Origin of the sequence: Paenibacillus sp. FSL W7-1332, assembly GCF_037969785.1 — a bacterium.
Lineage (GTDB): Bacteria > Bacillota > Bacilli > Paenibacillales > Paenibacillaceae > Paenibacillus_AQ.
This window is the reverse complement of record NZ_CP150209.1, coordinates 6,802,501-6,827,676: the sequence shown is the minus strand read 5'-3', so window position 1 is coordinate 6,827,676 and position 25,176 is coordinate 6,802,501. Positions and strand designations below refer to the sequence as shown.

The 25,176-nt window shown below is 49.7% G+C and carries 14 protein-coding genes; 12 read left to right on the top strand and 2 right to left on the bottom strand.

Features of this window, described 5'->3' with window-relative positions:
* Nucleotides 1-8 precede the first annotated feature (8 nt).
* From rfbC to MKX98_RS31090, 12 genes are all read left to right on the top strand, one after another.
* Nucleotides 9-557: a dTDP-4-dehydrorhamnose 3,5-epimerase gene (gene rfbC, locus MKX98_RS31145; RefSeq protein WP_339220214.1), complete on the top strand. Its 549-nt coding sequence runs from the start codon at nt 9-11 to the stop codon at nt 555-557.
* 12 nt (nt 558-569) lie between these two features.
* On the top strand, nt 570-1,592 hold the full coding sequence (rfbB, locus tag MKX98_RS31140) for a dTDP-glucose 4,6-dehydratase (protein ID WP_339220212.1): 1,023 nt from the start codon (nt 570-572) through the stop codon (nt 1,590-1,592).
* A complete protein-coding gene (gene rfbD / locus MKX98_RS31135) occupies nt 1,589-2,473 on the top strand; it encodes a dTDP-4-dehydrorhamnose reductase (protein ID WP_339220210.1) in 885 nt (294 codons plus the stop codon). Before rfbB ends, rfbD begins: the two co-directional genes overlap by 4 nt.
* A gap of 129 nt (nt 2,474-2,602) precedes the next feature.
* A complete protein-coding gene (locus tag MKX98_RS31130) occupies nt 2,603-3,532 on the top strand; it encodes a glycosyltransferase family 2 protein (RefSeq protein WP_339220208.1) in 930 nt (309 codons plus the stop codon).
* 110 nt (nt 3,533-3,642) lie between these two features.
* Nucleotides 3,643-4,554, top strand: coding sequence for a glycosyltransferase family 2 protein (locus MKX98_RS31125; RefSeq protein WP_339220206.1), 912 nt, complete (start codon nt 3,643-3,645; stop codon nt 4,552-4,554).
* Entirely contained in the window at nt 4,551-5,951 is a 1,401-nt protein-coding gene (locus MKX98_RS31120; RefSeq protein WP_339220204.1) for an undecaprenyl-phosphate glucose phosphotransferase, read from the top strand. The genes MKX98_RS31125 and MKX98_RS31120 overlap by 4 nt, the downstream gene beginning before the upstream one ends.
* A gap of 117 nt (nt 5,952-6,068) precedes the next feature.
* Nucleotides 6,069-6,941, top strand: a complete 873-nt coding sequence (locus MKX98_RS31115; RefSeq protein WP_339220202.1) for a phosphatidylinositol-specific phospholipase C/glycerophosphodiester phosphodiesterase family protein — start codon at nt 6,069-6,071, stop codon at nt 6,939-6,941.
* Nucleotides 6,942-7,370: 429 nt separating this feature from the next.
* On the top strand, nt 7,371-8,060 hold the full coding sequence (locus MKX98_RS31110; protein WP_339220200.1) for a heptaprenylglyceryl phosphate synthase: 690 nt from the start codon (nt 7,371-7,373) through the stop codon (nt 8,058-8,060).
* Between the two features lie 317 nt (nt 8,061-8,377).
* The gene (gene pcrA / locus MKX98_RS31105; protein ID WP_339220198.1) at nt 8,378-10,708 is read left to right on the top strand and encodes a DNA helicase PcrA; all 2,331 of its coding nucleotides are present in this window, start codon (nt 8,378-8,380) and stop codon (nt 10,706-10,708) included.
* A gap of 138 nt (nt 10,709-10,846) precedes the next feature.
* The gene (gene ligA, locus MKX98_RS31100; protein ID WP_339220196.1) at nt 10,847-12,862 is read left to right on the top strand and encodes an NAD-dependent DNA ligase LigA; all 2,016 of its coding nucleotides are present in this window, start codon (nt 10,847-10,849) and stop codon (nt 12,860-12,862) included.
* Between the two features lie 361 nt (nt 12,863-13,223).
* Nucleotides 13,224-17,723, top strand: a complete 4,500-nt coding sequence (locus tag MKX98_RS31095) for a S8 family serine peptidase (RefSeq protein WP_339220194.1) — start codon at nt 13,224-13,226, stop codon at nt 17,721-17,723.
* Between the two features lie 229 nt (nt 17,724-17,952).
* On the top strand, nt 17,953-21,678 hold the full coding sequence (locus MKX98_RS31090) for an S-layer homology domain-containing protein (RefSeq protein WP_339224619.1): 3,726 nt from the start codon (nt 17,953-17,955) through the stop codon (nt 21,676-21,678).
* Between the two features lie 159 nt (nt 21,679-21,837).
* Here MKX98_RS31090 and MKX98_RS31085 read toward each other — a convergent pair whose 3' ends face one another.
* Both MKX98_RS31085 and MKX98_RS31080 read right to left on the bottom strand, forming a co-directional pair.
* Entirely contained in the window at nt 21,838-23,616 is a 1,779-nt protein-coding gene (locus tag MKX98_RS31085; RefSeq protein ID WP_339220192.1) for a LuxR C-terminal-related transcriptional regulator, read from the bottom strand.
* 272 nt (nt 23,617-23,888) lie between these two features.
* Nucleotides 23,889-25,145 carry an MFS transporter gene (locus tag MKX98_RS31080; protein WP_339220190.1) on the bottom strand — a complete coding sequence of 419 codons (1,257 nt, stop codon included), beginning with the start codon at nt 25,143-25,145 and terminating at the stop codon, nt 23,889-23,891.
* Between the last annotated feature and the right edge of the window lie 31 nt (nt 25,146-25,176).

Sequence of the window (25,176 nt, the reverse complement as noted above, 5' to 3'; positions counted from 1 at the left end):
ATTGAACGATGAACGTAACTCCTTTAAAACTCACAGACGCTTTTGTACTTGAACCGGTGGTCCACGGCGATCACCGGGGTTTTTTTATGGAGAGTTACAATGATTCACTTTTTAAGCAGCATGGCATTACCTATAACTTCATCCAAGACAACCAATCTTTGTCCGTCGAAGCCGGGGTTCTGCGTGGTCTTCATTATCAACTCAACCCTAAGGCTCAAACCAAACTCATACGTGTCTTAACAGGCGCTGTTTACGATGTGATCGTAGATATTAGAAAAAGCTCCCCTACTTTTGGTCAGTGGGTTGGTGTTATTTTGAGCGAACATAATCATCGTCAGCTGCTGGTGCCTAAAGGCTTTGCTCATGGTTTTTGTACGCTTGTACCCAATACCCAGGTCCTCTATAAAGTGGACGAATATTATTCCCCTGAGAATGACCGGGGCATATTATGGAATGATCCGGCCTTGGGGATTGATTGGCCAACGTCGAAACCGATATTATCGGATAAAGACCAGCGGCACCCGCTGCTGAAAGACGCAGAGATGAATTTTGAGTAGGGGGCAGTGAGGATGAAACTTCTTGTTACCGGCGGTGCCGGTTTTATCGGTAGTAACTTTATTTTATATATGATTCAGCAGCATCCCGATTACCAGATCATCAACATGGATGCACTTACGTATGCGGGCAACCTTGAAAATTTAAAATCCGTTCAAGACCACCCTAACTACTCTTTTGTGCAAGCAGATATAGCTGACAAACCAGCAGTGGACGCGATTTTCCAACAGGGTATCGATGTGGTTGTTAATTTTGCGGCAGAATCACACGTGGATCGCAGTATTCTGGAACCGGAAATCTTTGTGAACACCAATGTCATGGGGACACAGGTTCTTCTGGATGCAGCCCAAAAATATGGCGTGACTAAGTTTGTCCAAGTATCCACGGATGAAGTATATGGGTCCTTGGGCGAAACCGGTTTGTTCTCTGAAACGACGCCACTTGCTCCTAACAGTCCTTATTCAGCCAGCAAGGCAGGTGGGGATTTGTTAGTAAGAGCTTATCATGAGACCTTTGGTCTGCCGGTCAACATTACCCGTTGCTCAAATAACTACGGTCCATACCAATTCCCTGAGAAGCTGATCCCCCTTATTATTTCTCGGGCTCTAAATGATGAATCCCTGCCTGTATATGGGGATGGTTTGAATATAAGGGACTGGCTGTATGTTGAGGATCATTGTAGTGCGATCGATCTTGTTATCCATCAGGGGAAAATAGGTGATGTCTATAACATCGGTGGCAACAATGAGCGAACCAATCTGCATATCGTACAAACGATTTTGAAGGAGCTCGGGAAGCCGGAATCCTTGATCACATATGTAGCAGATCGACCAGGTCATGATCGCCGCTATGGCATTGATCCTGCGAAAATGGCGAATGAGCTGGGCTGGAAGCCAAAGCATAACTTCGAGACAGGCATTAAGGAAACGATTCAATGGTATTTGAACCATAAGGATTGGTGGACACGTATCCAGTCTGGTGCTTATCGGAACTATATGGCCCAGCAGTACGGCAAGCGGTTAGGTGAAGTTGAATGAAGGTACTCGTAACCGGGGCAAACGGTCAGTTAGGGCAAGATGTGTCGCGCGTGCTAACTGATGCTGGACATGAGGTTATCGGCTGCGGGAGAGCAGAGCTGGATATTACGAGCATGGAGCAATGCGGACAGATTATTTCTGCTGATAATCCGGATATTATCATCCATTGCGCAGCTTATACGGCCGTGGATGAGGCCGAAAGTGATACGGATGGTGCGTATCTTGTGAATGCAATAGGTACGAGAAATATCGCAGTATCCGCCGAAAAAATCGGTGCCACCGTAGTTTATATCAGCACGGATTATGTTTTTAACGGGACTAGTGAGACGGCTTATGTTGAGTACGACGACACCGATCCGCAAACGGTTTACGGCAGAAGCAAGCTTGCGGGAGAGCAGATGATTCGGGATTTCTGCTCTAAGTGGTTTATCGTAAGAACATCTTGGGTTTTCGGGCTTCACGGCAACAACTTTGTAAAAACGATGCTTCGTCTAGGACAAGAAAAACCGCTGTTAAAAGTGGTTAACGACCAAAAAGGTTCGCCTACCTACACCGTAAATCTGGCTCAGTTCTTGATAAACTTAATCTCCACTGAAAAATACGGGATATATCATGCCTCCAACAGTGGTTCTTGTACTTGGTATGAGTTTACTAGCGCCATTTTCGAAGAGGCTCGTGCACAATTGGGACTTACCATAACCGCTGAATTGCACCCTTGTACTACTGAAGAGTTTCCCAGACCCGCTCCACGTCCGGCCAATTCGTTCATGGATCATTTAGCTATCAGACTAAACCAATTTGAGGATTTGCCACACTGGCGCGAAGGACTGAAGCAGTTTATGCTGGATATGAAGCAGCACCCTGAACTATACTTAAAATGAATACAGCGACTCGAAAGGCCTGATCTGTATGATCTGGCCTTTTTAGCTAACTCCCTTCTCTATAGACCTCTCAGTTGAATTTTGTCTACGAGATTATTGATATCAAGTGTTTTTTTCGGAGGTTCCCGTATGAAAAAAGTGCAAGTATTGTTATCCGCCTATAACGGCGAACAATATATATCCGAGCAAATCCAGAGTATTCTCAATCAGTCGCATGGTGCTGTCTCCATCCTGATAAGAGACGATGGATCGACTGATAAAACGATAGAGCTTCTCGACCATTGGGTGACAACACACCCCGATAAGATCAAGCTCATAAAAGGATCAAATGTTGGCGTTGTGTCCAGCTTCTTTGAATTGCTGCGTGCTGCAGACGCCGAAGTTGATTACTACTGTTTTTGTGACCAGGATGATGTGTGGCTTGATCATAAGGTAGAGCATGCTATAGCACGTTTGAATTCATCTATATATACAGAAGTACCGGCGATGGTATTTACATCGACCTACCTTGCGGATGACGAGTTAAACCAGAAAGGTGCATGGCCTAAACCTCCTGCTCAGGAGCCTTCTTTCTTCAATGCGTTATACGAGAATATTGCCATTGGCGCAACGATTACGATGAATCGATCAACAAGAAACCTGTTTATAAATAGTAAATCGGTGGACAGCCAAAAGGTTCTTATGCACGATTGGTGGTTCTACCTGCTCGTATCCGCATTTGGAACCGTAATCTACGATAACACGCCGTCCATGTTATACCGTCAGCACAATAATAATGTGGTAGGAGGCAGTAACTCCATCGTGGGTAAGTTGAAGAGCAAATGGGCCAGTTTTAAGAGGCATACAGGCAAAGACTTGCTGCATAAACAAGCGAGCGAGTTTCATCGAATCTATGGATCGCGATTGACTGGAGAACTGAAAGAACAGCTGGAGTTATTTCTCGCATCTCGCACAAAATTCATCGATAGATTACATTATGCGCGCAAGAGCAAATTGTACAGACAATCCAAGGCAGAGAGTTTGTTGTTCAAGTTTTTTATTTTGATCGGGTTTATATGAGAGTTGAATGGAAGAGGACAGAGCAAACTTATTCCTTGATATTCCTTATTTCCCCGCGAACTATGCTATAATGTCGATAGATTACTATATTTGTCAGGAGACGTTATGCAATGGATTTAAGCATTTTAATCGTGAACTACAATACCTGTCAGCTGACGGTGGACTGTTTGCGATCCGTGTTTGCATCAGAGACGGAATATACATATGAAGTCATTTTGATTGATAACAACTCGAAGGACGAGTCGGTTCAGACCATCCGAGAGTTATTCCCGCAGGTCAAGCTGATCGAGAACACGGAGAATACCGGCTTTGCCAAAGCGAACAATCAGGGGATGGAAATGGCGCAAGGTCGCTATATGCTGCTGCTGAATTCCGACACGATTATCCAGCAGGATACGATCCAGACGATGGTCGCTTTTATGGACTACAATCCGATCGTTGGGGCCTCTGGATGTAAAATCGTCCTCCCGGACGGTTCGCTGGATAAGGCCTGCAAAAGAGGGTTCCCGACGCCTTCGGCTTCCTTTTACTATGCCTTCGGGCTCAGCAAGCTGTTCCCGAACAAGCCGGAGTTTAACCAGTATCAATTGGGGTATTTGAATCCGGACGTCGAGTATCCGGTGGATTGTTTGGTTGGTGCGTTCATGCTGGTACGTCGCGAGACGATTGAGCAGGTAGGCGGGCTGGATGAGACGTTTTTTATGTACGGGGAAGATATTGACTGGTGTTACCGCATCAAGCAGGCGGGATGGGGCATTCACTATTATCCTCGGACCACGATTATCCATTATAAAGGCGGCAGCGCCCGACGTAGGCCATTCAAGATCATATATGAGTTCCATCGGGCTATGATTCTTTTTCATCGGAAGCATTACCGGCAGAAATACAACATATTCGTTAATGGAGCCGTCTATGTAGGCGTTGGTTTAAAATTGCTCTTATCCTTGCTTATGAACCGGCTTAAGCCTATTCGTCCAGCAACGATAACGCAATCTTCAGGTGGAATGGAGGTGAAATCATGATCCGCCAGAATCAGGGCTTTCTGACCAAATTGTATATGTTGACCGATTTTGCCTTTATCCAGTTGGCGTTTCTGCTCGCTTGGTGGATGAAATTCGAAAGCGGTTGGTTTCCGTACGAAAAACCGCTGCCCATCGAATCTTACGGAATGTGGAGCTTGATCTACGGTGCGGTTGCCGTGGCTGTCGGCATCATGATTACCTTGTACTCGCCGAAGCGGAAAAAGCGCTTTGCCGAGGAATTTTTGAAAATCTTCCAGATGCATTTCATCGGGATGTTCATCCTCCTCAGTATTATGTTTTTTGTTAAAGAGGTGAATATCTCCCGTTGGTATCTCGCCATCTACATGATTCTTAACGTAGCATTCATTATCCTATACCGTTATTTCCTCAAGAAATCCCTCAAGCATTTTCGGGAAAAAGGCTACAACCGCCAATTCGTGCTCATCGTGGGTGCTGGTACGCTGGGCAAGCGCTTCTTCAAAAATCTGAAGCAATACCCGGAGCTGGGATATGAAGTTATCGGTTTTCTGGATGATTACCAGCAGTGGGACGACATCGAGGCGAGACGACTTAAACCCATTCTGGGTTCGGTCAGTGATCTGCGTAAGGTGCTAAACGAAAAGCTTGTCGATGAGGTCGTACTAGCACTTCCACTAGATGCGCACCACAAATACCCGGAGATCATTGCCGCGTGTGAAAAAGCTGGTGTTCGAACGCTGATTATTCCGGACTTTTTCGATTACCTCCCAGCACGGCCGGTGTTTGATAACTTCGCGGGGATGCCGATGATCAACGTGCGCGATATCCCGCTGGATCTAGCGGCAAACCGACTGTTTAAGCGAGCATTCGATATTGTATTCTCGTTAGTGGCGATTATCCTCACCCTGCCGGTGATGATCGGGATTTACCTGGGTATTCGTTTGACTTCCCGGGGACCCGTCATTTTCAAGCAGGAGCGGGTCGGGCTTAACCGCAGGAACTTTTATATGTATAAATTCCGCTCCATGAAGCCGCTGCCGGAGGGGGCACCGGATACGGGCTGGACCGTGGAAAATGATCCGCGCCGCACCAAGTTCGGCTCGTTTCTTCGGAAGACCAGTCTGGATGAGCTGCCACAATTCTTCAATGTCCTGTTTGGTCATATGAGCGTGGTTGGCCCTAGGCCGGAGCGTCCTTATTACGTTGAACAGTTCAAAGAGGAGATTCCGAAGTACATGGTGAAACACCACGTACGCCCGGGCATCACGGGATGGGCGCAGAGCAATGGTCTGCGCGGAGACACTTCGATTGAGGAACGGATCAAACACGATATTTTCTACATCGAGAATTGGTCCATTCTTTTTGATATCAAAATCATTCTGCGCACGATCCGCAACGGATTCAAGAACGCATACTGATTGTAATGGATGTAGACGTCATTTGGCAGCCGCCAAGTGGCGTTTTTTGTTTGGCCGACCCTTCAACCGGGTATTTACCTAGCAACAGCGATGAACGAAACAAAGGGTGGGGATACCATGAAACGGATCGCAGCTGTCCTTCTATTATTTTCCGCCATTATGATACTGCTTCTGACTCATCTGGAGTTGGAAGAGGAAGCACCGCAAGGCTTCACGGCCTATCGGCTGATCGCCCATGCCATGGGGAGCATAGGGGACAAGTCCTACACGAACGCCTATGAAGCCATGGTCATTAACTACGAGAAAGGCACCCGGGTATTTGAGATTGATTTAATGCTGACGGAGGATCGCAAAGTTGTGGCCAGGCACGAGTGGACGGAGAGCATGACACAGCAGCTGGGTCAGAAGGAGAAACTCCCCGATGATAAGCAGGCAGCGCGCCTGAGCCATGAGGAATTCATTAATACACCGATTTTGGAACAATACCAGCCGATGGATATTGAGGGGATTATGGATATGATGGAGCGTCATCCCGATATCTACATCGTGACGGATACGAAGGAGCAGAAGGACCGGGATATACAGCACCTGTTCGCGGAGATTGTAAACGCTGCTAAAGAACGGAATCCGAAGCTTTTGGATCGGGTTGTCGTCCAAATTTACAATGAGCCGATGCTTGATATGGTTCAGGACATCTACCCGTTTCAATCGATTATCTATACGCTGTATGCCACGCAGGACTCACCTGCTGAGATCACCGCCTTCGTACAGGAGAACCACATTGACGCGGTTACCATGCCGGAGTACAAGGTCAGCCCGAATTTCGTAGCGAAGCTGAAGGAAGCGGGTGCTGTGACTTATGTCCACACCATCAATGACACCACGACCGTGAACAATTATGAAAAATGGGGCGTGTACGGCGTTTACTCGGACCTGCTGACAGAGCCGGAGCTGGAGCAGAATAGCTTGAGATATACTTTTAAAAAGTGACTCGCATAGAGGGTGCTTTTCATGGTTTGCCCCCATGTTGTATCGCCCGTCAATTGAAAAGGCTAATTTCATATACAGTGATGCCGAACATCGAAGTCCGTTGTCTCCCAAAGAGACGCGGGCTATTTTTTGATATCAGAAGATATAAATTCGAAGCATGGCCTATTTGATATCACAGAAAAACCACCATCTATATGTCTGGGATCGTGCGTCATACGGTCTGGGAATGTACATCGATTGACGTTTTTCTTAGCGAAGTATCAGCACCAATCCCGTTCCAGAGGTTCGGTTCGTATATCGGCTAAACCGATAAACCGCAATTACCAAAAAAATGTTCGTATTTTATGCGAACATAAATTGACTTGCTTACCGTGCTAGCATAGACTTATTTTAGTATAATAGTAACCCGTGGACGTGGAGGAATGACGCTTGAAAGAGATGATACAATCCTGGAGGCATGTGTTTAAGCTGGACCCCGACAAGGAGATCGATGACGAGACCCTTGATGCGGTATGTTTGTCAGGAACCGATGCCATTATGGTCGGAGGCTCAACCGGAGTCACTTATGAAAATACCGTGGATCTGCTGTCCCGAGTTCGGCGTTACGAGCTGCCGTGCGTGCAGGAAGTATCCGATCTGGAAGCCGTTGTACCCGGATTTGATCTATATATGGTCCCGATGGTTTTGAATACGCAGGATCCGACCTGGATTATGGGCCGGCATCGCGAAGGAATCGAACGCTACGGGTACATGATCCCGTGGGATCTGGTTGTGACCGAGGGGTATATCGTGTTGAACGAGAATGCCGCGGTGGCGAAGCTGACTGGAGCTGAGACTTCAATTGAAGCGGGCGCTGCCACCGCTTATGCCCAGATTGCGGACAAGCTGATGAATCTTCCGATCGTGTACCTGGAATATAGCGGCGCATATGGGGATATGGAGACTGTTCGTACAGTGCGCAGATCGCTGGATAACGCCCGTTTGTTCTACGGAGGCGGAATAACGAGCGCCCAGCAAGCGTCGGAGGCAGCTGCTATCGCTGATACGATCGTTGTTGGCAACGTTGTGTATGATCATCTGGAGCAGGCGCTAGAAACGGTCAAGGCCGTGAAGGGCTGACTTGTCTCTGTTATAAGATATTAATAAGATCTGCCCAAAAATATAGAGGCGCGTTAAGCCAGTTCAGGCTCTATAATAATGTGTTTTCTCCATCCGCCTTGTGACGGTTAAGTATACATTTATATAATAATTAATTTTATAATCCATTTAACCAAGCTAGCAGAACGCACCGTGTCTTAGACAGACAGTATTCTATATTCATATTCATTCACTTTGAATTTTTTATCTATCTGCCAGACCCTATTTCATTTTTTTCGCTTGTCATCTTTAACCAAGTTTCTCCCTTACCAAATCTACACTTATTAGGAGGCAATACTATGCATTCCATTGATATACACGACGCCGTCAGACGGCTGAATCCGCAGCAGCGCCAAGCCGTTGAAGCAACCGACGGACCGCTGCTCATTATGGCAGGTGCCGGCTCCGGTAAGACGCGGGTACTGACACACCGAATCGCGTACCTGATCGCCACGCGCAAAGCTGCACCTTGGAGCATCCTGGCGATTACGTTTACGAATAAAGCAGCCCGTGAGATGCAGGAGCGGGTATCCAAGCTGGTCGGCCGGGAAGGCCAGGACATCTGGGTATCGACGTTCCACTCGATGTGCGTGCGGATTTTGCGTAGAGACATTGAACGGATTGGCTTTACATCGAATTTCAGTATTCTAGACTCGACGGATCAGCTGTCCGTTATTCGGAACGTGATGAAGCAGCACAACATCGATCCGAAGAAATTCGAGCCGAAGGCAATTCAGGCAGCTATGAGCGCGGCTAAGAATGAGCTGATCTCCCCGCAGCAGTATGAACAGAAGGCCGGAGACTATTTTGAAACCCTTGTTGCCAAGGTATATACGGAATATCAGAAGCGCTTAAAGAGCAACAACTCGCTCGATTTTGACGATCTGATCATGACCACGATCCAGCTGTTTAAGGAAGTGCCGGAGGTCCTCGACTTCTACCAGCGGAAGTTCCAGTACATTCACGTGGATGAGTATCAGGATACCAACCGGGCGCAGTACATGCTTTGCCGCATGTTGGCAGACAGCCATCACCGCATCTGCGTTGTCGGGGACAGCGATCAGTCGATCTACCGCTGGCGTGGCGCGGATATCACGAACATCCTGAATTTTGAGCAGGATTATCCCGAGGCGCGGACGATTCTGCTGGAGCAGAATTACCGTTCTACAGCGAATATTTTGAATGCTGCCAACAATGTGATCGGCCTGAACACAGGCCGCAAACCGAAGAATCTGTGGACCGAGCAAGGTGAAGGACCGAAGATCAAGGTGTTCCGCGGGGATACGGAGCATGATGAGGGGTATTTTGTTACCTCGGAAATCAGTAAGAGCGTTACCGCCGGCAAACGCTATCAGGATCATGCGATTCTGTATCGGACCAATGCGCAGTCACGGGTGATCGAGGAAATTCTGATCAAGTCGGATATTCCGTACCAGATCGTCGGGGGCATCAAGTTCTACGATCGCAAAGAGATTAAGGACCTGCTCGCCTACCTACGCCTGATCTCCAACCCGGACGACGATATCAGTTTAACGCGGATCATTAACGTGCCAAAAAGAAGCATCGGCGACACAACCGTTGCGAAGCTGGCTGCTGCAGCCGCAGAGCGGGGCATCTCGATTTTCCGCGTGCTGGAAATCGTGGACGATCTCGGCTTTGCCGGACGAACACGCAATGCGCTGGTGGGCTTCTACGACATGATTGCCGCGCTTAGCCGAATGGTCGAATTTCTGTCGGTCACCGAGCTTACGGAAAAAATACTGGAAATGTCCGAGTACCGGCTCGAGCTGCAAAACGAGAATACGATCGAATCCAGATCCCGCCTCGAGAACATTGACGAGTTCCTGTCGGTGACGCAAGAGTTCGAGAAGAACAACGAGGATAAATCGCTCATCTCCTTCCTCACGGATCTTGCGCTGATCGCGGACATCGATTCGATGAACGATGACGAAGAAGATCGTGACGACGCTGTCGTGCTCATGACGATGCACAGTGCCAAAGGCCTGGAGTTCCCGGTGGTGTTCATCATCGGCATGGAGGAGGGGGTATTCCCGCATAGCCGTGCCTTTATGGATAACGAGGAGCTGGAAGAGGAACGCCGACTAGCTTATGTAGGCATCACGCGCGCCGAGAAGCAGTTGTTCTTATCCTGTGCACGTATGCGCACCTTATTTGGCCGCACGACGGCGAACATGCCATCGCGATTCCTGGAGGAGATCCCGGAAGAATTGAAGGAAGACACCCAGATGGCGCATGACCGATACCGCCGCGGCGGCGGTAGCAATGTGGGCGGATCTTACGCAGGACGCGGCTTCGGAGGCGGTGGAGGCAGCAACTTTGGCGGCGGTCGCAGCGTGGACCTCTCCCTCAGCGGATCGACCGCTTCCGCGCAAGCCGCGCCGAAGGGCCGGGTGACGATGACAACCGGTGGGTCATCCCGTCCGGCTGCTGCGTCGGGCAGTGGGGAATTTAAAGCCGGCGACAAAGTGGCACATGGCAAATGGGGAACCGGTACGATCGTAGCGGTAAAAGGCAGTGGCAACGACATGGAATTGCAGATTGCATTCCCGGCGCCTGTGGGCGTGAAACGTCTGCTTGCCGGCTTCGCGCCGATTACGAAGGTGGAATAACCGAGGACGATGGTGGTTGCTGCATGTTAAGAGCAGGATGTTTGGACAACAATGTAATACAATGGTTGAACAACAGTCCACATAAGTCACAACGTAACCTATAATGGCCTTATATTATTGAAGGAGGATTGCCCCTGCATGGATTTCAAGGAAAAGATGGAGAAGCTCATTGCGGAGCTGAACAATTACAATTACCATTACTACACGCTGGATCAGCCGCTTGTAAGCGACAAGGAATATGACGCCCTGTACGACCAGCTGGTAGCGTTGGAGGCCGAGACTGGAGTGACGCTTCCGGATTCTCCGACCCAGCGGGTGGGCGGGGAGATTCTGAAGGGTTTTGCCCCGCACCGCCATTTGGCTCCGTTATGGAGTCTCGATAAGGCTCAGAACATCGAGCAGCTCCGTACCTGGCATGATCGCGTGGTCAGGCTGGTCAATGACTATAATACGAAGAATCCCGGCAATCCTCTCAAGGCACCTTGTTATGCACTGGAACTGAAGTTTGACGGGCTCACGCTGAATCTGACCTATCAGAACGGTAAGCTGGTTCAGGCGTCGACACGGGGCAACGGTGCAGTTGGCGAAGGTATTTTGGCTCAGGTGAAAACCATCAAGTCGGTGCCGATGACGATCCCGTACACGGCAGGTACGATTGAAGTACAGGGCGAAGGCATCATGAACCTGTCCGTGCTGGACAAATACAATCAAACCGCGGCCGAGCCGCTCAAGAACGCGCGTAATGCCGCCGCAGGGGCGCTCCGCAATCTCAATCCGAAGGTAACGGCCGAGCGTAAACTGAACGCTTACTTCTATAATGTAGGTTATTCGGATGGAATCACTTTTGCCGATCACAAGGAAATGATGGATTTCCTGCGCGAGAACCGGCTCAAGGTCAATCCGTACATTTTCTATTTTGAGCAGTTTGACGATGTAATGGAGCAATTGGCCGATATCGAGAAACGTCGTTCCGAGCTCGATTATCTCATTGACGGAGCGGTGGTGAAGGTGACCGATTTCCGCATCCGCGAGGCGCTCGGATATACCGATAAGTTCCCCCGCTGGGCAGTCGCTTATAAATTCGAAGCGGAAGAAACCACGACCGTGCTGCAGTCGGTAACCTGGAATGTGGGGCGGACCGGAAAAATCACGCCGTTAGCGCGTGTAGAGCCAGTTGAGCTTGCTGGGGTCACGGTGCAAAATTGTACGCTGAACAATATCGGGGATATTGAGCGCAAGAACCTCAAGTTCGCACTGGGCTCCCGAGTCTTCATTCGCCGTTCGAATGACGTTATTCCCGAGATCCTCGGCAAAGTAACGGAGGAGCAGGACGGAGAAGAGATCCTGTATCCGGAACAGTGTCCATCCTGCGGATTCCCGCTGGAGCAGCGCGGCGCTCATCTCTTCTGCAACAACAAGACGGGGTGCAAACCGCAAATCGTGGCCCGGATCACGCATTTTGCTTCCAGGGATGCCATGGACATTGAAACATTCAGCGACAAAACCGCGATCCAGTTATACGACGAACTGGGTGTAAGAGAACCGGCTGACCTTTACACGTTATCTTTTGATAGCTTGCTGAAGCTGGAGCGCTTCGGCGAGAAAAAAGCCCAGAATCTGCTGGATGCCATCGAGAAGAGTAAGGAGCGGGATCTTGCATCCTTCCTCTTTGCGCTGGGGATTCCGAATACCGGCAAATCCACAACCAAAATGCTGGCCGATCACTATCGCGATCTGCATCGCGTGATGGCGGCGACCGCAGAGGAATTGGTCGAGCTGCCGGACGTTGGCAGCATCGTGGCCGAAAGCATCGCTGGATACTTTGCGGACCCGTTTGCCCAAGCAAGCATTCAGAAGATGCTCTCGCTGGGTGTCCAAGCAAAAGCTCCGGAAGCACCGAAGCCGGTCAGCACCGATTCCTACTTCAGCGGTAAAACGGTCGTGCTGACAGGCACCCTCCATCTGCTGACCCGCGAAGAGGCAACCGAACGCTTGGAAGCGCTCGGCGCCAAAGTCACCGGCAGCGTGTCCAAGAAAACCGATCTCCTCATTGCAGGCGAGAAAGCCGGCAGCAAACTGGCCAAAGCCCAGCAGCTCGGCATCGACATCCTGGAGGATGAAGAAGAGTTCGTACGGTTGCTAGACGAATCATAATACAACCGGGAATATATCTTGCAGAATCAGTTGCGACTCCATGTGAACCGAGGCTATCGATAGCCTCGGTTTTCTTTTTCCCCGATTCCCTGACTTCTTCCTTACTTGCAATGTAAGCCATATTTTCTATGAATCTCTGACATTTTTGATCATTCGTCAAAACCTCCTATACAATCGACTGAATTTAACAAAAGCATACAGAAAAGGATGAAGGAATCTAATTTTGAGTTCTAGAATAATTTACCACGGGTCAGTCTTATGCGGAAAGGAGTGGATACCATCGTTAGGCAGCGCAGATATGCTGATGACATCCCAGACCCTAATGTGATTGGGAAATCTATCTTATGGGAGGGGCAAAGCCTTGAGTAAAAAGTTATGGTCCGCACTACTAATTTTTGTATTAACGCTATCACTCGTTGCACCAGCGGCTGGGGCCGCTCCGTCAGAACGGCAGATCGAGCTGGACAATCAGCTCAGTGCCGATGAAGCTGGTCAGATAAAGGATATTCTGAAACAGCGAGCTAAGCTTGCCGAGTTTCCGGTGCTTGATCAAAGTCTGCAGAGATCTGCCGGGGGTCCTACAAGAGTCATTGTAGAGCTGTCTACTGAGCCAGTGGCCTTAGCCAAAGGGCTTTCTTCTATTCAGGGTCAATCCTTTAGTTCTTCCGCAGAAGCGAAGGTTGAGGCACAAGTGCAATTGGAGCAGCAGACTTTTATACGCAGCCTGAGCACGAAGAATATAACGCACGAAATTTCGGAGCAATATAGTTACGCATTCAACGGAGTGTCCATGGAGATCGACGGCAGCAAGGTTGAAGCGCTGCTTGATCTCCCTGGCGTTCTAGGCGTATATCCCGATCTGGAGGTAACGGTTGGACCGAAGGGCGAAGTGAATCCATACATGAAAGATACGGGGCCGTTCATCGGTGCTCCGGAAGTATGGGATCTCGGTTATACAGGTAAAGGCATTAAAGTAGGCGTTATCGATACGGGTATTGATTATGTACACCCTGTTTTGAAGGATGCTTATAAGGGTGGATATGATTTCGTAGACAATGATAACGATCCCTATGAGACGACTCCGCTCGACTGGGAGAATGACCCTTCCAATCCCCCACAGGTCGATGACAGGGGGAGTACGTATTGGACGGATCACGGAACGCATGTAGCGGGTACCATCGGGGCCCGTGATGCCGGCGAATATGGAGTCGTGGGCATTGCGCCGGAAGCGGATATCTATGCTTACCGTGTTCTTGGGCCATACGGAAGCGGCTATTCCAGCTGGGTACTGGGTGGTATTGACCGTTCCGTTCAAGACGGAATGGATATAATCAATCTCTCCCTTGGCAACTCCCGAAATGATCCGGACTATGTGACGTCCGTAGCACTCAACAATGCTGCGCTGGCTGGTGTCACCCCAGTCGTTGCAAGCGGCAATTCGGGGCCTAACCGCTGGACGGTTGGATCGCCGGGGGCGGCCGCTTTTCCGATTACGGTAGGAAACTCAACGGGTCCAAGTGACGAAATTGCGGCAACAGCGCACTTTTTCACGAATTCGGAATTGCCGGGTGAGCCGATTGATAACAATGAGGGTCCGTTGGAGCTTGGAGCTGAGCCGACACATCCCGTTACGCCTGAAGAGCAGACGGATGTAGGAGCGCAGGCAGATGAAGCCGCTGGGCCAACATCGACTGATGACACCGCTGCTATGGGTGAGACGGAGCCTTCCGTCGATACGGAGCAAGATCTAGAGCAGGCTCAACCGACTGAAGGAGCCGGAGAGGAGCCGGTTACGGAAGAAGAGACTGTTGAACCTGTCAAGGACAAGGAACTGCCTTTAGCAGACGATGCCGCTCCGATCACGGTGACAGATGCAACGTATAAGCTTGAATTAATGGCATGGAATCTGGCCGAAGATCCTGAAGTTGCCCTGGATGGCGATTTCGAACTGGTTTATGCGGATCTGGGTAAGCCAGAGGATTTCGCAGATAAAGATGTTGCAGGCAAAATCGCATTGATTAAACGCGGCGAAATTGCCTTCGTCGAAAAAATTGCCAATGCTAAGGCGGCAGACGCGAAGGGTGTTATTGTGTTCAACCAGAACCCTGGACCTATCGGTGTGTTGCTTGGGGACAGTTTTGCCTTCATTCCAACCTTTAGTATGAGCAAAGAAGACGGTGATTATATCAAATCGCTGCTCGATGCCAGCCCGAATATGAAAGTGAATTTTACGGATTTTATCAAGAACCGAACCGCAGGCGATGAAATCAATGATTCCAGCTCCCGCGGCCCGGCTAAAAAGACGCTGGACATCAAGCCTGACGTGGTTGCACCGGGAACCAGCATATTGTCATCCATTCCGGCGTACGGTAGGGACATTGCCGATGCAGATTACAGTCAATCCTATGATCGCTTCACGGGCACCAGTATGGCATCCCCGCATGTGGCAGGGCTTGCAGCTCTCATATTGGAGAAGCACAACGACTGGACTCCATTCGACGTCAAAGTCGCAATGATGAATAACGCCAAAGTGCTGAATACCGAATCCTACGATGTAACGGATCAAGGAGCCGGACGCGTACAAGCACTCAATACCATCCAGGCAGAGGCTCTGGTGAAGGTCCTAGACAAGACATCGTATCAGGAGAACGGAACAAGTAAAGAGCAGGATAACATTACGGGAAGCATCAACTTCGGTAATTTTACCGGTAAAGCTGCCAAGACCGTTCAGAAAAAAATAAAGGTAGAGAGTATTGGAAATGCGGGCGGGACTTTTAACGTGGAAATCAATAACACGCAGGTCACGCCGGGGGTAAGCGTCACAACCGATAAAAGCACCTTCGCCCTAAACGGTCAAGAAGAGGTTACAGTAACCCTTCAAGTGCCGGAAGGGATAGAGGGCGTATCGGAACAACAAGGGTATATTACCTTTACGAATGGAACCCGCACCTATTCGGTTCCTTACGTGGCGTACTTTAACCTTGAGATCACAGGCGTGAAATATACAAAAGCTTACAGTGACAAAGAGAACTATTTACCGCATGTTCCGTTGACCAAGACTGGTGAATTGGGCAAACTCAACCTGGCTTTTGAATTCTACAATCCGATGCAGATCGTCATTGTGGACTTGTATGACAGTCTTAATCCAGGAGCGGGTGTTGACGGCGACGGTATTATTGGCCAAATATTTGGAGGGGAAGCCTATTTTGATGCAAACACCTCGTTTACGATCGGCTGGAACGGGAAGTATGCCGATTATGAAACCGAGAAAGAGGTAGAGGTTCAGGACGGATTATATTCGATCGAGCTTTTATCCCTTGGTACGGATGGAATCGTTTATTCCGATTATGCCACGATTCCTTTCTTCGTGAAGAGATCAGCACCATCGATCCAAACCGAGCTGGATGTCAAAATATCCGGCAAGAGTAATCCTGCACTAACCGGTACGATCGATGACCTCTATGTAACGGCTGTTCCGGCTCTGTGGGATGAATGGGCAATTGATTTTGATGTAAGCGAATGGTTAGATGCCAATTACGTTATTAAAAGAGCTAACAAAACGGTCGCCAAGCAAGGCACCTTTGATGTTGGACAGGATGGTGCATTTAACATTGCCCTAGACGGGTTATCTTCAGGCAACTATACCGTTGAGCTTTCCGTCAAGGACCGTCAAGGACTTCATGGAACGGCTTCCGTATCTTTGCAGTTGACGGGCGCGCCTGGACCAGGCAACCCGGATCCAGGTAACCCAGGTGGCGGATCTGGAGGAGGCGGTGGAGGCTCGTCCTCCGGTGGGGGTTCCACAGGAACTCCAACCACTCCAGCACCTGAATTAACGGGGGATGCCAAAGTAACCACGAAGAAAAATGCGGATGGTACCGAGTCTGCAACGGCCGCTCTATCTGAAGCAGCGGTTGCGGCAGGAATTACCGGAGACGGCAAAGAAGTGAAGCTGGACGTATCGAAGCTGGATTTCAGCAAATATAGCGATGTAGCCCTTACCCTCGGTAAGGCTGCCGCGGATAAGCTGAAGGCATCCGGCAAGCCGCTTGTTATTACAGGTAACGGTTTTACCTTGACGGTGCCTGCCGATGCCTTGGATGATTTCACTACGAACAGCGGATTCAGCTTAGCGGTTTCCGTAGCTGCAAGCAAAGCGGGATCCGAAAACACATTGAACGCTGTATCCCCGATCGTTTCGATCAAACACGGAGACAAGTTCAAACATCCGCTTCTGTTGACATTGAACTATGACCCAACAAAAGTGAAGGATGCGCGCAAGGTAGGTGCCTACGTGCAATCGGAAAAAGGGGACCTGCAATCCGCTGGATTGCTGCAATCGGCTGAGCGTGGATCGATCACGTTCCGTGTTAACGGTCCAGGTTCATATATGGCTGCCGAGAATAACGTAACCTTTACCGACATCGTCAGCCACTGGGCTAAGGATGAGATCGAGGTTGCTGCCTCGCAGCATATCACGAACGGTACAGGTGCAGGCCGCTTCTCTCCGAACAATGCGGTGACCCGTGCCGAATTTGCGACACTGCTTGATCGTATTTTCGAAACAGGCATCGATTGGGAAACACGCAGCAAAGAAGCGGGAGCGAAGAATCCGCTGACCCGTGAGGATATGGTGGTCATGATTGCGGAAGCGCTGAAGATTGATTCCGAAGCAGGCTCCTTGTCATTTAATGATACGAATCTGATTTCGGAGGATGCGCGTGCGGCCGTAGCTTTTGCAGTGAAGGAAGGTCTGGTGAAGGGAGTGAATGGCAACCGCTTCGGACCGGGTGAGACTTCCACTCGGGCTCAGGTATCCGTGATTGTGTACCGTTTGCTGGATTATCTGAACAAAATCTAATCTAGGATAGGCAGAGGCGGATTTTTAACTATGAAAGACTCGGCTGGCAGCAGCCGAGTCTTTTTCATTTTCTCCAAAGATCCCTCATACGGGGGATGTATATCTACCCAGGCAAAAGCTACTATTTTATATAGGTATACATTCCTATTTCACTAAGGTTGTATGTTTAAAAAACGAAAAAAGGAGGATTAGAGCCATTAAGCGCAGTGTAGCACAAACATTCATTGTGATGGCCATGATCGTACCGCTTCTATTAGGCAGCCTGGCCATTCCGGTGAGAGATCGAGCTTTTGCATTACAGGTACAGGCCGAGACGCTCGGTGACATCGTTTATGATCCAAGGGGATTTGCCGGAGTCCTTCATATTTACAGCGACGGGACGACCATCAGGTCGACCAATTTATCGGAAGTCCCATCAAGCGCAAAGTGGGCCACGTTTGTGCCGATCAATTTTGACGGCATGGAGCTTTATTATAGCCGGGATGGGATTACAACGGAGAAGAGAATGCTTACCACTGGACAATTGAACGACATTCCTGCCGATGTGAAGTGGCTGACATTAAGCAACTTTGATGGATCGTTCTTTGAGAATCAACCCATCGATAATCAGCAGTATACGTACAGTGTGGACGGCGTCAATGTTTTAAGTGGTCCTGAGGTGCCGGCTAACGCGCTATGGGCCACAATAAGTTATTATACGACCACCTGGAGCGGCGAAAACAAGGCCTTAAACTACAGTCGTTCCCAGGCAAGTTACAACCTGAAGACGGACCTCATCCGGAGTGTTTCGATTGAGTCCCATGGGGCAGATACGGGATATGCACTGGCAGGCGATAACGTTACCCTGTCCTTTACTTCGCTTCCAGCACTGCAATCTCCGAGTGTCATGCTAGCCGGACAGCAAGTACAAGCAACCGCTATACCAAACGCTGCCTTAAACGAATGGAGGGCATCTGTGACGCTGGACGCTAGCCATCCTGAAGGGCAAATAGATTTCAGCATTGCATACCAAGACGAAGGGATTCCAATGACCGTATCGGCAACCACGGATGGAAGCTCCGTATTTTTCGACAATAGCCCGCCGTCGATATCTCTGACGCAATCTACGTCAGAATGGACACAGGGCAACGTCATTGTTAACGGACGAGCTTATGATACGGGGAGCGGGGTCCAGATTGAGAAATGGGTGGAAGGCCGCCAAACGGAGTCCTTCTTCCATAATAACGGTCATTTGCCGCAAGGCGGCACATTTACCGCGTTTAATAACGGATGGTATACCTGGTACGCCAGCGATCGAGCGGGAAATGAGACGGTGCAGTACATTGAGATCGGGAACATTGATCGAGCATCACCTACGCTTAGCCTGACGTCATCGCCGACGGGGTGGGCAGTTGGGTCTGTCCAAATCACCGCATCAACCGCAGATGATCTCAGCGGGATTAAGCTCACGAAGTGGGCCGCCGGCAGCCAGCCTTTGGCATTTTTCAAGAATGGCGCCGGAACCATGTTCAGCGATTCTTTTACAGTGACAGATAACGGGGGTTACACCGTCTATGCAGAGGATCAAGCGGGGAATGCGGTAACAGAGCAGATCACGATTGACAATCTGGACGCCATCCCTCCTGTAATTTCGTTGGCGCCATCCACGACGGAGCCGACGCAGACGGATATCGCTATTACTGTAGACGCCTCTGATCAGGAAAGCGGCATCGAGATCGTCAAATGGGCAGCGGGCAAGCAGCCGTATTCCTATTTTGCGGGAGAGGGGAGCGCCTTGCGAGGGACAGGCTTTACGGTTTCGGAGAATGGTCTATACACGGTCTATGCCAAGGACAAGGCCGGGAATGAACAGATCGAGACTGTAGAAATTACTAATATTTATAAAAGCGGCCCAAGCCTTCGTCTGTCACTCGACAACGCGAATTGGACGAACAGCTCCGTACGAATACAGCTCGATGTAACGGACAATGGCAGCGGTATGGCATTGCAGAAATGGGCAGCCGGACATCATGATCCCGATTATTTCATGAATGAAGGCACTCCGTTTACCGGTAACAGCTTTGCCGTTGACAGCAATGGAATGTATACCGTTTATATCAAAGACAATGCTGGTTACGAGGCCGTGGCCGTCATTGAGGTTACCCGAATGGATAACGAAAAACCGATCATATCGGAGCTGAGGCTGACGCCCGAAGCGTGGACGAGTCAGGATGTCGAAATATGGGTATCCGGCATGGACAACTCCGGCGTGATCTCACTTATGAAATGGAGCGCCGGTGTGCAGGATGAAGCCTACTTCGAGCAGGGATGGGGCACCGTGTTCCAGAATGTATTTATGGTGGACGCGAACGGAGAATACACGGTATATGCGAAAGACGCTGCCGGTAACGGGAATGTTAAGTCCTTGCATGTAAGCAACATCGATAAAGAAGAACCGATCATCCGCCTGCAGCCTTCTATCAAGGATCCGACGAACCAGAACGTGGCCGTGACGGCTGATGTATACGGTACGTTAAGTCCGATCATGGTTACGAAGTGGGCGCCGGGAATCCAGCCGTTGTCCTATTTTGACGCGGAAGGGAACGACTTTAACGGAACCTTCGAAGCGGAGCTGAACGGATGGTACACGGTATACGCCGAGAGTGCCGCGGGCAACAAGAGGATTGAGACCATTGAAATTACGAATATTTTTAAAAGCGTGCCTGTCATTCAGGTTACGGTGTCCCCAACCGTGCCAACAAAAAAGGAAGTAACAGTCACCGCTTCGGTCTATGCCCCGAGCCCTTTAGTTGATCGCAAGTTTGTCTTCGGACAACAGGATGCTGCCTATTTCGGAGTTGGAGGTGGTGAGCCTTGGAGCGATAAGCTGGAGGTCCATGAGAACGGCTGGATTACTTATTATGTCCGCGATCATGCAGGCAATGAGTCGGTAAAACAGGTCGAAATCACGAATATCGATCGGGAGAAGCCGGTGATTACCCTGCTTGGTGATTCTCGAATCTCTTTGATGCAAGGTTCTGACTATACGGACCCGGGGGCCACGGCCATTGACAATCTGGACGGGGATCTAACGGATCGCATCGAGGTTGAAGGTAAAGTCGATACTTCCAGACCGGGACAATACACGCTCCGTTATTCGGTAGCCGATCGTGCCGGCAATGAGGCGGAAGAGGTTGTTCGAACGGTTAACGTTACGCCTTGGCCGGGTGGTGGAGATACAGGACCGACTGATCCTACTCCGGGAAGCGGCGGGAGTAAGCCGAATCCCGCTCCGGTAGATAAGGGGGATCAGAACGAAGGACTTTCAGGATCGATTTCAACCCCAGCACCACCCCCAACAACACCAGCTCAGGGAAATGACGGCGACTCGTCTGCTACTCAGCCGCCCCCTAGCAAACAAACTCCTGCCTTTGCGGATATTTCCGGCCACTGGGCGGAGTCGGAAATCCAGGCACTATATGATCTGAAGCTGGCAAAAGGTTATCCTGACGGAAGCTACAAACCAGACCGTCCGGTGACCCGGGCCGAATTTGTCGCGCTGCTGGTACGGAGCCTGGGTTTAGAAGGGCAATACAGCGCTGCATTCGAGGATATTAAAAATCACTGGGCTGGCGATGCGATTCGCACGGCTCTAGCCCATGGGATTATTGGTGGTTACAGCAGCCGTGCTTTTGGCCCTGATGATCCGATCACACGTGAGCAAATGGCTGTTATGCTGTCTAAGTCAAGCCGGCTTGCGAGTCTTTCCTCCGGTGAATCCAGCAAAGATATGCTGTCCTTCAAAGATCAAAGCTCTATTTCTATCTGGGCGAAGCAGCATGTATCCAACGTGGTCGAGAACGAGTTGATGAACGGATACCCCGGGGGACGCTTTTTGCCTCGTGGCTTAGCAACACGAGCAGAGGTAACAGCGGTTATACACCGTTTTATAACAGCAATTGAACAGAGCGTATAAAAGAAAAGCTTACTTAAGGACTCTTCCTTAAGTAAGCTTTTTAGATCTATTATAAGAGCTTTCCCTTGCTGCCCAGCATAACTGATTCGTGGAACAGAAGAACAGAGGCGACGGGATAGCAGCTTATAACTGGCGTTTAGTTCATTCAGAAGGTAGGAGCTATTCAGGAGATTGATGGTCTTCGTGAAGCAAACCGAGCGTATTAGCGATGGCTGCGGCTTTTCCCCTTCGGTCAACCTTCAGTTTTTCGAAGATTTTCTTGATGTGGGTCTTTACTGTCTCATGGGTAATGGTAAGTGCCGCAGCGATTTCTTTATTCGAGAGCCCCTTTGAGATCAGGCGAAGCACTTCCTTCTCCCGTCCCGTTAAATCATGCACTTCTCCCGTATGCTTTCTTACTGTTTGGAGGCCATGTTCGGAAAGCTGCAGCTCGGCATGGGAGCGGACTCTCGCATGAATGGCGAATAAAGCTTGGGAGGCAATGGTACTCAACACGTGAAATCGTTCGGGGGCAAACGCTTTCGTGATCACATCATTTTGCAAAAACAATACTCCTAGCAACTGATCCTGTACAACGACAGGAAAATAAAGCACGGAACCTTTTGCCGAATGAGCGGAAGAAGGGGAATTCAACTCGTCCATCCCTAATGTGGCAGCCGAGCCGCAAAGGGCAGCTTTGGATTCCGCTGTCTGAATGAGCAAACGCCGACTGACTCTATGGGCATCCCCAAGGAGCGTTCGCCGAGAAGAAGCCGTCATAAGTCTCCCGTCTTGCTTTGCCTCAGCTTCTACATACCACATGCCTTCCTGAAGTGTCAGTATCAGTCCGCGATGGGCACCAGCGTTCATAATCAGGAGCTGCAAGAAACGTTCAGCTACTCGTTCCGTTACGATCTCCGAGTTAAAAATATGTGATGCCTGCATGATGGCGGCCAAATCCAACACTTGTGGATAGTTGACGATATGGCCTGAAAGCGAGATGGAGGGGATCGTTTCTTGGAAGGACTTATCCTCCTCGTTCTTAGCATTGGGTACTTCATGATGCTGCTGAGTCGGAATTGAATTGGAAGCGAAAGGATTCTGCCTGATTTCATGCTTGCAGCGCTTGGCATCCGAATCTGACTCTTTTATAGCCGCTAATCGATGCTGGGCTATTTCCTCAGTAATGCTCTGCATGTCGAAGTAGCGGTTAGCTGGGTCTTTTTCCAGCATGTTCAGGATAAGTTCGGATATCCATTGAGGCAGATGAATATCATGGAAGGGCTCAGGCCTTATGGTAAGATGGGCGTGAGCCCAAGGAAGCGCGCCGTTCGCGGTAAAGGGAAGTCTATGAGCGAATAGCTCGTAGAATGTTACGCCAAGTGAGTAGATATCGGCTCTGCTGTCCAGTCGATGGCCTATCCTCCCGGTTTGTTCCGGAGACATATAGATTGGATTGGCTTCCAGACTGCCATGTCCCTCTATATTCATTTGATCCCTGCGAACGGCGTATCCGAAGCCTGTTAAATAAACGTCCTGGGAACTTTCTTGAACAAGGAGCGTATCTGGCCTGATGTTTAAATGAAGAACGTCGTGGATATGCAGTTCCTGCAGCCTGCGGGCAGCACGCTCAAGCATTGGTATTAATACTGAGGGTGAGGAGCCGTGAATTCGCACATATTCCCTTAAGGTAATAGCGTGGATGGGTTCAAACTCCAACACGATCATTGTCTTGAATGATAGGTAGGATACTGGCTTGAACAGCCCGTCCACATCCAAGTCACTGAGGAAATGATATTCGTGGATGAGCTTCGCGTTCTCGATCGTTGTACGGGTACCTTCTTTTACAATTTTCAGGAGCATCGTTCTCCGGGTTCGCTCGGAACGGGCATACGCCACCGTTATATATGAATCCTCATAGACGATGCCGATGATCGTATATCCTGGGATTTTCAACATATCGCACATTCCTTTGGTCTAGCCTGGTCATACTATGGCTTGTATTTTGTTTAGTATACCATGTCTATTGACTGGGATTATCAAAAACAAAGCGCTAAAGGAAGGGAAGATTAGCGATACAGGCACAGATATCCTTTTTATGTCAATATAAATGACAGACACCCAGTCGATCCGTATCGGCGCGGATGATCTGGGCGTCTGTCTTATAAGGACCATAACTATGTTATTTAAAGCAAGCAATCTGAACGGTTACAGAGACTTAGCGGAAACTGTTAATCTCTTGCCCACTGGTCCAGCTTATCATCACCGGGAAGAAGCAGGGCAAGCAGACCAAGCAGCGGCAAGAAGCCGATGGCGATCATAACATTGCCGATTCCCCAAGCATCCCCGAGATTGCCGAGCACAAGCGAACCGACCCCGCCCATGCCAAAAGCAAACCCGGTAATCAGCCCGGATACCGTACCGATATTGCCCGGATGCAGCATTTGGGCATAGACGACGGTAACTGAAAAACTGGACAATAGAACAAATCCCCCAATAAGGAGCAATACAGCCGCCCAGAACGGGGAGGCGAACGGCAGAATCAACGCAATGGGTGCTGTGCCGATCATGGAGAGCATGATCATGTTGCGGCGGCCAAAGCGGTCGGCCAGCGGACCGCCGAAGAAGGTACCCACAGCTCCGGATGCGAGAAATAGAAAAATATAAATCTGAGCGTTATCAATCGTGATCTTGTACGTATCCATGAGGTAGAACGCATAATAGCTGCTAATGGCTGCGCCATACCAGGAGCGGATAAATACGAGAATGACGAGAACCAGCGTTGCATGGCGTACGCTTTTGCGGCGGGCGGGATCAAGCGTACGTCCGGCAGCTTTCTTTTTAAACGTGTAGCCAGCTTTCAGCATGCCATGATACCAATGGGCAACATAGGATTGCACGAGGATACCAGCCGCGGCAACGAAGGTGAAACCGATCGCGCCGAACTGTCCGAACGGTACGAAGATGTATCGTGTCAGGAGCGGAGCAAGTGATTGCCCGGCATTGCCTCCTACTTGAAAGATCGATTGGGATAACCCTTTTCGCATACCTGCAGCCATATGAGCAACTCGCATTCCCTCAGGGTGAAAGGTCGCCGAGCCTAATCCGATCAGAACGACCGCGAACAGAACAAGGATATATGTATGTGCATATGCAAGAATGAATACGCCTGCAAACGTGAAACACATACCGATCGGTAGCAGAATCGGTGTTGGCCTTCGATCCGCAGCATACCCGATAACCGGCTGAATAATGGATGAAGTAAAATTAATGGCAAAGGAGATCCAACCGATCTGCGTAAAGGTAAGCAGCAGGTTATCCTTTAATATAGGAAAGATAGCAGGGATCACGGACTGAATCGAATCATTAAACAAATGAACGAAACTGATGGCGATTAGAATTTTATATACGGTAGCCTGATTTCCCTCTCCGTGCGCAGGACTTGGAGTATCAGTGGGCTTTTGGAGAACGATGCTTTTGTCTGCCATTCGGCGAACTCCTTTCTTATTGTATATAGTC

Excerpts from the sequence above, each read along its gene's own strand:
- rfbB (WP_339220212.1), top strand. The coding sequence starts at position 570 with ATGAAACTTCTTGTTACCGGCGGTGCCGGTTTTATCGGTAGTAACTTT.
- rfbD (WP_339220210.1), top strand. The coding sequence starts at position 1,589 with ATGAAGGTACTCGTAACCGGGGCAAACGGTCAGTTAGGGCAAGATGTG.
- MKX98_RS31115 (WP_339220202.1), top strand. The coding sequence starts at position 6,069 with ATGAAACGGATCGCAGCTGTCCTTCTATTATTTTCCGCCATTATGATA.
- MKX98_RS31120 (WP_339220204.1), top strand. The coding sequence starts at position 4,551 with ATGATCCGCCAGAATCAGGGCTTTCTGACCAAATTGTATATGTTGACC.
- ligA (WP_339220196.1), top strand. The coding sequence starts at position 10,847 with ATGGATTTCAAGGAAAAGATGGAGAAGCTCATTGCGGAGCTGAACAAT.
- MKX98_RS31080 (WP_339220190.1), bottom strand. The coding sequence starts at position 25,145 with ATGGCAGACAAAAGCATCGTTCTCCAAAAGCCCACTGATACTCCAAGT.
- MKX98_RS31130 (WP_339220208.1), top strand. The coding sequence starts at position 2,603 with ATGAAAAAAGTGCAAGTATTGTTATCCGCCTATAACGGCGAACAATAT.
- MKX98_RS31085 (WP_339220192.1), bottom strand. The coding sequence starts at position 23,616 with ATGTTGAAAATCCCAGGATATACGATCATCGGCATCGTCTATGAGGAT.
- MKX98_RS31125 (WP_339220206.1), top strand. The coding sequence starts at position 3,643 with ATGGATTTAAGCATTTTAATCGTGAACTACAATACCTGTCAGCTGACG.
- rfbC (WP_339220214.1), top strand. The coding sequence starts at position 9 with ATGAACGTAACTCCTTTAAAACTCACAGACGCTTTTGTACTTGAACCG.
- MKX98_RS31090 (WP_339224619.1), top strand. The coding sequence starts at position 17,953 with ATGGCCATGATCGTACCGCTTCTATTAGGCAGCCTGGCCATTCCGGTG.
- pcrA (WP_339220198.1), top strand. The coding sequence starts at position 8,378 with ATGCATTCCATTGATATACACGACGCCGTCAGACGGCTGAATCCGCAG.